Genomic DNA, 11,409 nt, shown 5'->3' on the forward strand with positions numbered 1-11,409 from the left:
CCCAGTGCCACCTGCCACCCAGGCCCCGCAGAGTCCGGGGCCCGCGCTGGAACTCCTGGTCCACGGCGTGGGCGGCGCCACCCCCCAGGAGATGCTCGACGACCCGCGTACGGTCCGCATCACCGGCGACGCGACCGCCGCCATCTACCGGCGGGCCGAGGACACGGACGCCGAACAGCACCCGGAGCGGTACCGCGACCGGCCCATCGCCGAGGCATACTGCTGGTCCAACCTGACCTCCGGCAACGGCTCCCGCGCCCTGTGGCTGCTGCTGCTCCCCTTCATGGTGGTCAACCTCGCCCACTGGATGCGCCCCACCGCACGGTCCCGGAACCGGGCGGTGCGCCTGTACGGAGTGCTCGTCCGGCTCCTCGCGCTCAGCCTCACCGTCCTGCTGACCGCGGCGGCCTGCGAGGTCGCGCTCGATCTGACCGCCTGGCAGTGCGCGGGCGTACCGGACTGCTCCGACCAGCGGTCCTGGCTCGGCTTCCTGTCCGCGGCGCAGGGCGGCTGGTGGTCCCAGCCGGGCCGCAGGCTCGCCCTCGCCGCCCTGGTGCCCACCGCCCTGGTGGCGCTCCTGTGGTTCCTGTCCAACCGGACCTGGAGCGCGTACGAGTCACAGCGCCCGCTCACCGGAACCGAACCGGACGACGACGACCCCGACACGGCGCCCGAACCCTCCCCGGCCGCCACCGGCTCCACGCCGTTCGGCCGCCCCGCCCTCGGCCGGCCCGGATTCTGGTACGGCCGCCGACTGGTCGCCCGGCTCCGCGCCGCCCACACCGCCGCCGGATTCCTCACCGTCGCCGCATCGGTCGCGGGCGCCGCCGCCCGCCACGACCGCGCCGTCACCGGCCCGGTGCCCGGCATCGTCGGGCGGCTGATCGAGGCGGCGCTGGTCCTGGGCGCCCTCGTCGTGGTCTGGGTGGTCTGCCGCCGGGGCCGCAGCGAACGGCGCCTCGACAACCGGCTCGACCGCGCCCTCATCACCTATCTGCCCGGCGCCGCCCTGGCCCTGCTCGTCCTCGCCGCGGCCTACGCCGCCTGGTCCCGCCCCGGCTGGGTCTCGTCCGGTGCCCTGCCCGGAGACCTCGCCTTCAGCGTCGTCACCGTCGGCCAGGGGGCACTCGTCGTCGTACTCGCCCTGGTCTCACTGGGCCTCTACCGCCGCACCCCCGAACCCCGCACCGTCATGTTCGGGCTCGGCGGCCCCGTGGTCGCGATGCTCGCCTGCGCCCTCGGCGGAGTCATGAGCGGTGGCGTCTCCCAGCGCGTCGCCGACTGGCTGGACGGCCCCGGCACCCCCGGCATGGGCCGCGGCTCCGTCATCGAGGGGCCGCCGGTGCTGCTCAGCTGGCAGGCATCGGTCATCCCCGTCCTCCTGGTGCTGCTGGCCGTCCCCGCCCTCCTGCTGCTCGTACGGACCTGGCTCGCCGCCCGCGCCCTGGAGCCCGGGATCGACCGGGAGTACGCGGACGAACGCCCCGAGCCCGCCCGGACCCGGCAGATCGCCCGGATCCAGGCCGCCGCAGCCCTCACCGACTCCACGCCCTGGATCCTCGGCCCGGTCTGCGGCGCCACCCTGCTGCTCGGCGCGGCGGCGGTCTGCGGGGCCTGGCTGAGCGGGGAGGTACCCGGGCTCGCGATGAAGGGCGACGGCCCGTTCATCGAGTCGGTCGCCCAGGCCGCCCAGTCCACCGGCTCCTGGATGGTCGGACTCGGCTTCATACTCTTCGTCACCTGGGGCCGACGCGCCTACCGCGACGCCTCGGCCCGGCGCACCATCGGCATCCTCTGGGACGTGGGCACGTTCTGGCCGCGCGCCGCCCACCCCTTCGCGCCGCCCTGCTACGCCGAGCGCGCCGTACCCGACCTCGCGTCACGGATGTCCGGCTGGACCGGCCTCACCCGCGGCAGGCTCGTCATCTCCGGGCACTCCCAGGGCAGCGTCCTCGCGGCGGCCGCGGTCTGGCAACTGCCCGCCCACACCCGCAGCCGAGTCGCCCTGCTCACCTACGGCTCGCCGATCGAGCGACTGTACGGGCGCTGGTTCCCGGCCTACTTCGGCCCCGGACCGCTGCACGCGCTGCACCGGACCGTGCACTGCTGGCGCAACCTGTGGCGGGCCACCGACCCGATCGGCGGGCGGGTCGGACTCGACGGGGCGCCCGGCCCCGGGGTGGACCGAGGGCCGCTGAGGGACCCCCTGGTCTACGGGCGGACCCCCGAACACCCGCTCCCGGAAGCCGTCCTGGGCCACTCGGAATACCAGGCAGACCCGGTCTTCGCCCAGGAGCGGGCCGCGCTGCTGGAACGGCTCGACCCCGTCCTGCCCCGCCAGGCCGACGGGGCGGACGGCCCCCGGACCGCGCCGGGTCAGGGCAGCTCCGGCAAGTCCTCGGGGTAGAGCAGGGTGAGGTCGTCCGTGCTCGGCTCGGCGAGCTGGGCGACCCGCCCCGCATGCCGCTCCACCATCGACTCGAAGGTCTGGCGCGCGGTGCGGCCGTTGCCGAACGCCGGACCCTTGGGAAGCTCGGTGAAGTACTTCAGCAGTGCCTCTCCGGTCCCGGAGGCCAGGCTGTACTCGTGCTCGTCGGCCTGCTGCCCGACGATCCGCAGCAGTTCGGCCGGCTCGTAGTCGCTGAAGGTGATGGTCCGGGAGAAACGGGACGCCACACCGGGGTTGACGGTGAGGAACCGCTCCATCTCGTGGGTGTAGCCCGCCACGATGACGACCACCGCGTCCCGGTGGTCCTCCATCAGCTTCACCAGCGTGTCGATCGCCTCCCGGCCGAAGTCCCGGCCGGAGTCCTCCGGCGACAGGGCGTAGGCCTCGTCCACGAAGAGCACCCCGCCGCGCGCCCGGTCGAAGGCCTCCTGGGTACGGATGGCGGTCGAGCCGATGTGCTCGCCGACCAGATCGACCCGCGACACCTCGATCAGATGGCCCCGCTCCAGAACCCCGAGCGAGGCGAGGATCTCGCCGTACAGCCGGGCCACGGTGGTCTTGCCGGTACCGGGGGAACCGGTGAAGACGAGGTGGCGCCGGACCGAGGCGGCCTTGAGCCCGGCCTCCTGGCGCCGGCGGCCCACCTCGATCATGTCGGTGAGGGCACGCACCTCCCGCTTGACGCTGTCCAGGCCCACCAGCGCGTCCAGTTCCCCGAGCACCGCGTCCGACGAGCGCGCCGGCCCGGCGGCGGGCACCTCGGCCGGGGCGGGCTCGACGGCCCGCTGTCCCGGGACCCCGCCCAGCAGCCCCGGGGCCGACTGGGTCGCCGTCAGGACGGTGGGCGCCGGGGGAGCGGGGGTACGCAGCGCGCTCTCGTCGCTGGTGCAGTCCTCCACGACGGGGCCGGTGCCCTGGCCGTCGCCCGGGGCCGCGGGCGGCTCGGCGAACTCGTACCCACCGCGCGCGCACCGCTCGGTGCGGCAACGGGTCAGCGTCGTGCGGCAGCCGTCCATCACATGGAAGCCGTAGCCGTCGCTGCCGGTGACCCGGCAGCCGTGGAACGTGCCACGGCCCTCGGCGGAGACGTAGAAACCGGCCTCGGCGGGGGCGGTGACCGTGCACCGCTCGATCACCGGGTCGGCGCCCTTGGTGACGATCACTCCGGTCTGCGCCGTGTCGATGGTGCAGTTGTTGAGCGTGCCGCCGCTGCCGTGGTCGCGGAACCAGGCGCCGGTGGACGCCTCACGGATGCGGCAGTCGTCCAGCTGCGCGGTCGCCCCGTCGCTCACCGACACCGCGGTGTTGCGGACCTGGGAGAGATCGCTGTCGACGACATCGGCGCGCGAGCCGCGGTCGAGCACGAAGATGGCGTCCGGAACGTCGTGGACCCGGCAGGAGTCCAGTATCACGGTCGCCCCGTCGCTCACCCAGACCGCGGGGTAGTCGCCCGTGCTGTCATGGATCTCGCACTGGTTGGCATCCACCCGGGTCCCGGGATCCCAGACGGAGAGACCGTTGCGGCCGAAGCGGCGCACCGTCGAGCGGGTCAGCGTGAGCACCGAACGGGAGCGCAGATCCACCGCGTTCTCCGGGATGTCGTGGATGTCGCAGTCGGCGAGCGTCAGTACCGCGTCGGTGTCGAGCGTGACGCCGTCCGCCGAAGTGCGGTGCACCGTGCAGTCGGTGAGGTGCGCGGCCGCGCGGGCGGTGACCTGTATGCCGCTGCCCTTGATCTCGTACACCTCGCAGCCGAAGCCCTCCAGCCCGCTGCCCTCCCCGGTGACGCTCAGACCGGCGCCGGACGCGTGGTGGATCCGGCAGCGCTCCAGCCGCGGATGCGCGCCGTCGCGCACCGAGACACCGGACTGCCCGGCGGAGACGACCTCGCACTCCTCGAACACCCCGCCCGCGCCGTCGAGCACCGCGATGCCGACCCCGGCGGGGTTGTCGACCGTGCAGCGGCGCACGGCGGGCCGGGCCGTGCCGCGTACCTCGATCCCGGCGGCGGAGCGGGTCACGATCCGCAGGTCCGCGATCTCCGGGGCGCCGTCCTCGACCAGCAGCGCGGGGGCCGTCGAGTCCTGGCCCTCCACATGCAGGTCCGAGACGACGGCGGCGGCACGGATGGTCAGCGGTACGCCGTCGGCCGGCGCGATCCGCACGGATCCGACGGACCCCTCGGGCCCGCGCAGGGTCACCGCGCGGTGCAGGACCAGATTCTCCCGGTAGGTGCCCGGTGCGACGGTGAGTACATCGCCGTCGGCCGCGGCCTCCAGGGCTGCGGTGAGGGAGGCGTATTCGCCTGTGCGGCGCCGCCACCGCGATGTTCCGGTGTGCGTCACCTGGACCGTGCCCTGTGCCATGGCGCTGTTGTGCCCCCACCTCGTGCGTGCGTGATGCCCGCGTCACCGGCCATGCGGCAGCGGCGAATCGCGGGACCGCCCACCGGGAAAGCGGGCGGGCCGGTCCACCGTAGCGCGCATGACGGGCGGGAGTTGACCCGATCAGCAGCTGATCAGCTGCCGGCTCCCGTCCTGCCCCAGTCCGGACCGGCCTCGGCCCAGTCCCGGTCGATCCGGGTGTACCGGCCCTTCATCATGTGCCGGACGATCAGCCGCCGTACGCACTCGACCAGTCCGGCGGCGAGCAGCATCGCCCCGATCCCGGCCAGCACCGCGTGGGCGCGGGCGGTGGCGGCGTCCATGGGGCGTGATACCGGGCGGCCCGCGGAGTCCGTCCAGATCTCCACCCGGGCGCCGGGGCCGGTCCGCCGGGAGGCGGTCAGCGCCGTGCCGCGACGGATCGTGCCGTCCGGGGCCTTCCAGCGGGCCACCACCGAGGTCTGCGCGGCGTGCTCCGAGGAGACCTCGGGATCGGCGAGGTGCCGGGGCGCGCGCAGCGACCGGTGCTCGACGACCGCGGTGGTGGCATGGCGCCCGGCCCGCTGGGCCCGTGCCGAGCGTTGCAGGGCGTCGTCGGTCTGCGCCCCGCACACCCAGCCCAGGGCCGGCGCCGCCAGCACCACGAGGAGCAACGCGACGAGGGCCACCCATGCCTCGCGCCGGTCGGTGGCGCGACGCACGGGATTGTGCCGCCAGCGCCACACACCCGTGACCGCTCGCACAGTCCTGCACCCCCTTTCCGTGTCCGTCCTGACCGGACACGGGATGCTTCGCCGGCGGAAGCCGGCGGAGCGAGAGCAACCTCACCCCGGTCAACGCACCGGTCGCCCCGTCAGTTCCCGCACCCCCCGGAGCGGCTGACGGCCCGTCCGCCGCGCAGACACCGAAGCCGCCGTCGAGTCCCCATGGCTCGACGACGACTCCGCGCGACCGTGCGTGACCGTCGGTTCAGTACCCCCGGCCCTGGTACGGGCGGTTGTACGGGTCCTCGTAGGGCGAGGGCGCCGGGGCCTGACGCGGCGCCGGGGCCGGTCGAGGCGACGCCGGGCGCATCGCCTCGTAGCCCGTGCCCGGTGCGGGCCGCGGCTGTTGCTGCTGCGGATGGGGCGCCTGATATCCGCCGCGGGCCGCGGACGGCTGCTGCGGGATGTACGGCGCCGGGGCGTGTTGCAGCTGCGCGGGCTGCATCGGCGCGTAACCCTGCTGAGCGGCCGGCTGCTGGTAGCCGTACGACGGAAGGGGCTGGGAAGGAGCCGCGGGAAGAGCCGGCAGCGCCGCCGGGAGAGCCGGCAGATAGCTGTTGCCGGTGTCATAGGCGGCAGGCACTCGGATCGGAGCGATCTGAGGGGTGCCCCGCTCCGCGACCAGGGAGTCGTAGATCGGAGTGTCGGGGAACGACGGCGCGGCGTAGTAGCCGCCACCGTAGGTGGAGCGAGGGGAGGTCATGACACCTAAGTTAAGCCCACGACGAGCCGGTTGGGGAGTCCCCATCTCGGGGGCATCCGTTTTACGCTGATTCTGGCTGTCCGCCCTGCTAAAAATTCGATAAGGGTTCTGTTGGCAATGGGAACTTTTTCGTTGGACGGGCCCTATGGGCACGCCTGTGGAGTTTCTCTCCGCCCCACAAGATCTGGAACGCCGGTGGCCCATTGCCTGATTGCCGGGCGCACCCACGGGCGCTATTCGCATCAGGTCCGCGAGGGGCCCGCCGATGCCGCGATCAGCCGGCCGGCGCGCGTGCGTCGTACATGTACCTCGGGACCGTCACGGCAGTACCGTTTCTGTCGACTCCGGGCCCAGAAGTTCGTGCAGCAGGCGCGTGGCGGGCAGCGCGGGGTTGAGGTACGCGTACTCGTGCCGGTGCTCGACCACCGCGACCATCGTGCGCAGGGTGTCCACGGCGTCCTCCCGCTGCCCGGCGTGGTCCTGGGCCTGAGCCAGCAGCCCGAGGTGGAGCGGGAGGCGTATGTGCGCCCTGGACCGCCGCAGTTCGGCCAGCGCGTTCTTCATGGCCGAGATCCCCTCCCGGCGGCCGGTGTACGTGAGGGCCCAGCCCAACGGCAGGTGGACCATCGCCTTCCAGTAGGACAACCCGTGCTCGACGGCCAGCCCGACGCCCTCGGTGCCGGAGGCCCGCGCCGTCTCCACGTCGCCCTCCCAGGCGGCCACGACCGCGTCGACGTAGAGGGCATGGATCCGGTCCCACGGCCTGCCCTCGTGCTGCGTCAGCCGCAGCAGGCGACGGCGCTGTTCCGCGGCCGCCGCGCGGTCGTCCAGCAGCCAGTGGGCGAGGACGCAGTGGCAGCGGAAGTAGACGCGTGGGTCGGACCGGTACGTTCCCTCCGGTAATCGGCCCTCGCGGGCGAGCCGCTCCGCCAGCTCCGCCCCCTGTTCCAGCTCTTTGAGCGCGTCGGGCAGGTGCCCGCGGACGAGCAGCGCCATGCCCTCGCCGTACGCCGCGCCGAGCCGGGCCGTCGGGCCGTCGGTGCGCTCGGCGATGTTCCTCAGCAGGACGGACAGCTGCCGTGACTCGTCGTAGCGGCCGCGGACGAGGAGCGACATGGCCAGCGTCGACAGGACCGCCGGGTCGTCCGGCGCATGGGGCGTCGTATCCGGGGCGCGCCCCCGGGTGATCTCCGCCTCCGCCTCGGCGTCACCGAAGCCGCGCACCTGCCCCAGCACATGGCCCAGCTCCAGGTGGAGCCGCTGCTTCAGATCGCGGGCGGTCGTGCCGTCGGGCAGCGCGCCGGCCATGCCGACCGCGCGCCGCAGCCACATCTCGCGCTCCTCGGAGGCCAGACGCAGTTCCGTGTTCTCCGCCGCGCGCAGGAGCCAGGGCAGCACCCGCTTCGCGGGCATGACGTCCTTGGCGAGCCAGGCGTGGTGGGCGACACGCTCGGTCTCCGCAGGGTCGCCCCCGACCCGGACGTACGGGGAGAGCGCGTCGGCGTACCGGGCGTGCAGTCGTTGGCGCTCCTCCTCCGTCAGCTCGCCGACCAGCACCTCCTGGGCCTGGGGAGGGCCGAGGCGGAGCCCTCCGGCGCGCCGGTGGTCGGGGGCGAGCAGACCGTACCGGACGGCCGACTCCACCAGCGCGACGGCCGAATTGCCGCCGGTGGCACGGCAGACCGCGTCCAGGTCGATATCGGGTGCGACGACCGCGCAGAGCCGCAGGAGCCGCAGGACCGGTTCCGGCAGCATGGCGAACTCCTGGCGCAGTACCTTGCGCGCGCACGTCACGATCAGGGTGAGGATCTCGTCCGTGGCGCCGGGCTCGCGCAGGTCCCTGGCGTCGCAGAGCAGGGAGAGCATCTGCAGGACGAAGTACGGGCTGCCCGTGCTCTGGCGGTGCAGCGCGTCGATGACCCGCTCGTCGACGCCGGGACCCGCGTGCGCGTCGACCAGTGTGGCGATGTCCGAGCGGGCCAGTCCGGCGAGCCGCAGGATCTCCGCGTCCGGGCCCTTGAGCACCTCGGTCATCACCCGGAACCGCGAGGCGTCGGGCCAGGCCTCCAGGTCCCAGCCGGTCAGCACGATGCTCAGGGGGTGCCCCTGGCGCCGGGTGGTCAGCAGCCGGAGCAGGTCCAGGGAGACGGTGTCCGCCCAGTGCACGTCCTCCAGCACCAGCACCAGCGGCCGCTGCGCTGCCAGCGAGAGCAGCACTTCGCACAGCGCGTCGTGGACCCGGAAGGGGCTCGGTGAGGCGTCGGGGCCGTGGCCGCTCCCGGCCCCGGCCTGCGGTCCGGGCAGCAGTGGGGCGAGCAGCGGGCCGAACGGCGCGGCAGCGGCCGCGAAGGCGTCCGGTCGCGCCGCCGACAGCCGCCGCAGCACCTGGGTCCACAGCCAGTACGGCGGGACCCCCTCGCCGGAGAAGCAGCTGCTCCGGACCGTCTCCATGCTCTCGTCGACACTCTGGAGGCGCCGGACGAGCTCCATCATGAGGTGGGACTTGCCCAGCCCGGACGAGCCGAAGACGCAGGCGAGATGGCCACGGCCCGTCGCCGCTCCGGCCGTTGCGGCGACCAGGCGCCGCAACTCCCGTTCCCGGCCCGTCAACGGCGGGGGCAGCACGGGTTCGAAGAGGGGGAGCCCGGGGGCGGTGGACGTGGCCGGTGCCGTACGGTCCGGTTCCTGCGGCTGTCCCGCGGCGCGCATGGCGGTCTTCCCGGCCGCGGGGGACACCCGCGCCGCCCGCTCCGTCCCGCCGGACAGCACGGTCCGGATGGGCCGGGCGAATTCGGTGGCCCTGAGCGGCAGTTCCTCGCTCAGCACGGTCTGGGTCCGCTGTTCACCGAGTTCCTGCCGGAGGAGGGCGGTGTGCAGGCGCTGGAGTTCGGCCGTCGTGTCCACGCCGTATTCCTCGACCAGATAGCTGCGGGTCCATTCGTACACCTCCAGCGCCTCCGCCTGACGGCCCGACCGGAACAGCGCGGTCATCAGATGGCCCACCAGGCGTTCCCGGGTGGGGTGCTGACGCACCTCGCGTTCCAGTTCCGTGACCACCTCCGCCGTTCTGCCCAGGACGAGCCCGGCCTCCGCGGCGGCCTCCAGGGCGGTGAGCCGGACCTGTTCCAGCCGGGTGCTCTCGTCGGCGAGCGGCGGGTGGGCGATGAACTCGGCGTAGGGGGAGCCGCGCCACAGCGCGAGCGCCCGGGTGAGCCGGTCGCGGGCCGCGACGGGATCCTGGGAGAGGGAGCGCCGCCCCGTGGAGAAGAGCTGCTCGAACTGGTGGACGTCCACCTGCTCCGGAGGCAGTTCGAGGACGTATCCGGGGGCCCGGTAGCGCAGGACCGCCGACCGGTCGGGACCGGCCGCGGGGGCCAGCGCCCGGCGCAGATGGGAGATGTGGCTCTGCAGGGTGGCGACGGCCCGCCGCGGCGGCTCCTCCCGCCAGAGCTCCTCGATGAGCACGGTGGTGGGGACGACCCGGCCCAGCCTGATCAGCAGGAGCGCGAGCAGCGTTCTGCGACGCGGCGGGCCGAGCGGGATGTCGTGCCCCGCGTACTGGGCCGACATGGGTCCCAGAACCTGCAGCACCGGTCCGGAGCGGGCGGCAGACGGTGGCGGCGGCAGTGTGCTCCGTGCCTGACGTGCAGACATCTTCGGCCCCATTCGTTCGCACGCTTGAGACTTCTCCGGAGAATTGATCCTAGAACAGTAGGTGTTCTGTCATGTGATTGGGCTGATGAATGGCCAATAAGCGATCACTGAATTGGCAATGTGCTTCTCCTGCGTGCCGAGGTGACCGGCAAGTGAACGGCAGGTGTCAGGCAAGGGACCGGACCAGCGATCGTGCCGGGCCTTCAGCATTCCGGCCAGTGGACCGCAAGGGGGGTGGCACAGCATGTGCGGAACCGACATCGCCGCGTGACGCAGGCCGACCACCGGCGCAGACCCTGGAGGCATCACGGTGTTCGCGATTTTCTTCCCCGGGCAAGGAGCGCAGTTCCGGGGTATGGGCGCAGATGTTTTCGGCCGCTATCCGGGTATGACGCGATTCGCCTGCGACCTTTTGGGGTACGACCTGGTCTCGCGTTGCCGCGACAATCAGGACGACGTGCTCGCGCGGACGGAGTGCACACAGCCGGCCCTGTTCACCGTCAACGCGCTGCACATGTTCGAGCGTGAGCGCCGCGAGGGCCGGCCCGCCGACCACTTCCTCGGACACAGCCTGGGGGAGTACAACGCGCTCCTGGCGGCGGGGGTCTTCGACTTCGAGACGGGTCTGCGGATCGTCAGGAAGCGCGGAGAACTCATGGCGGCGGCCTCGGGCGGCGGGATGAGCGCCGTGATGAACACCCCTGCTCCGCGCCTGCTCGACGTGTTGCGGGAGGACGGCGTCGAGGGGGTGGACGTGGCGGCCTACAACACCGACGCCCAGGTCGTGATCGCCGGTGACGACGGCGCGCTGCGGGCCGCCCACGCCGCTCTGAGGGCACGGAACATCCGTTTCGCCTCGTTGCGGGTCGGTGCCGCCTTCCATTCCCGCCACATGGAGCCCGTCCGCTCCGCATTCGAAGGCTTTCTCAAGGAGTTCACGTTCGCGGAGCCCGCGACGACCGTGATTTCCAATGTGGCGGGACGGCCCTACGAACGGGGCACGATCCCGGAGATGCTGAGCAGACAGCTCGTGGAGCCGGTGCGATGGGCCGACAGCATCCGGTACCTCCTTTCCCTCGGTGTCGGTCTCGAATACGAGGAGATAGGCGGTGACTCCCTCCTCCGGATGGCGAGAAGCATCGAGAAGGCCGGTTCCCGGGACGCTCTCAGCAGGAGTGGGGTGTGAGGATGGACAGGAAGCAGCACATACAGAAGCTCATCGAGGACCAGTTCCTCGTGGATTTCGACGGTGAACTGACCGCCGGGACCGATCTGTTCAAGACGGGTGTGATCGACTCCTTCGGGTACATCCAGCTCCTGAGCACCCTCGAAAAGGATTTCTCGCTCCGGCTGACGGACGAGGAGCTCCTCAGGAACATCTTCTCTTCGCTGGACGCCATCGACGCCTTCGTGGCGGAAAAGCTCGCCGAGCGCGACGGCCACTGAGACCGCGAC

The 11,409-nt window shown here is 72.5% G+C and carries 7 protein-coding genes; 3 read left to right on the top strand and 4 right to left on the bottom strand.

The genetic code is table 11. From position 1 onward, the window contains the following. The first annotated feature begins 4 nt into the window (after positions 1–4). Positions 5–2,407 (top strand): hypothetical protein, encoded by a 2,403-nt coding sequence (locus ACFVFH_RS13450; protein WP_383766899.1) that lies wholly within the window; start codon positions 5–7, stop codon positions 2,405–2,407. On the opposite strand, the gene ACFVFH_RS13455 is transcribed toward ACFVFH_RS13450, so the two are convergent. The 4 genes from ACFVFH_RS13455 to ACFVFH_RS13470 form a co-directional block, all read right to left on the bottom strand. After that, the gene (locus tag ACFVFH_RS13455) at positions 2,377–4,815 is read right to left on the bottom strand and encodes a right-handed parallel beta-helix repeat-containing protein (RefSeq protein WP_383766902.1); all 2,439 of its coding nucleotides are present in this window, start codon (positions 4,813–4,815) and stop codon (positions 2,377–2,379) included. The genes ACFVFH_RS13450 and ACFVFH_RS13455 overlap by 31 nt on opposite strands. 152 nt (positions 4,816–4,967) lie before the next feature. After that, the gene (locus tag ACFVFH_RS13460) at positions 4,968–5,534 is read right to left on the bottom strand and encodes a DUF3592 domain-containing protein (protein ID WP_383766904.1); all 567 of its coding nucleotides are present in this window, start codon (positions 5,532–5,534) and stop codon (positions 4,968–4,970) included. A gap of 268 nt (positions 5,535–5,802) precedes the next feature. After that, positions 5,803–6,300, bottom strand: coding sequence for a DUF6643 family protein (locus ACFVFH_RS13465; RefSeq protein ID WP_383766907.1), 498 nt, complete (start codon positions 6,298–6,300; stop codon positions 5,803–5,805). A gap of 318 nt (positions 6,301–6,618) precedes the next feature. Beyond that, complete coding sequence (locus ACFVFH_RS13470) at positions 6,619–9,870, bottom strand: BTAD domain-containing putative transcriptional regulator (RefSeq protein ID WP_383766909.1); 3,252 nt, start codon at positions 9,868–9,870, stop codon at positions 6,619–6,621. Positions 9,871–10,264: 394 nt separating this feature from the next. Between ACFVFH_RS13470 and ACFVFH_RS13475 the strand changes: the two genes are divergently transcribed. Together ACFVFH_RS13475 and ACFVFH_RS13480 are read left to right on the top strand one after the other, a co-directional pair. After that, complete coding sequence (locus tag ACFVFH_RS13475; protein ID WP_383766912.1) at positions 10,265–11,140, top strand: ACP S-malonyltransferase; 876 nt, start codon at positions 10,265–10,267, stop codon at positions 11,138–11,140. Positions 11,141–11,142: 2 nt separating this feature from the next. Next, positions 11,143–11,400: an acyl carrier protein gene (locus ACFVFH_RS13480; protein WP_383768013.1), complete on the top strand. Its 258-nt coding sequence runs from the start codon at positions 11,143–11,145 to the stop codon at positions 11,398–11,400. Positions 11,401–11,409 lie beyond the last annotated feature (9 nt).

Source organism: Streptomyces sp. NPDC057697 (assembly GCF_042799335.1).
Classification (GTDB): Bacteria; Actinomycetota; Actinomycetes; order Streptomycetales; family Streptomycetaceae; genus Streptomyces.

What these genes read in the sequence shown, in the direction of transcription:
- ACFVFH_RS13465 (WP_383766907.1), bottom strand. Translation starts at nt 6,300, where the DNA reads ATGACCTCCCCTCGCTCCACCTACGGTGGCGGCTACTACGCCGCGCCG.
- ACFVFH_RS13455 (WP_383766902.1), bottom strand. Translation starts at nt 4,815, where the DNA reads ATGGCACAGGGCACGGTCCAGGTGACGCACACCGGAACATCGCGGTGG.
- ACFVFH_RS13470 (WP_383766909.1), bottom strand. Translation starts at nt 9,870, where the DNA reads ATGTCGGCCCAGTACGCGGGGCACGACATCCCGCTCGGCCCGCCGCGT.
- ACFVFH_RS13480 (WP_383768013.1), top strand. Translation starts at nt 11,143, where the DNA reads ATGGACAGGAAGCAGCACATACAGAAGCTCATCGAGGACCAGTTCCTC.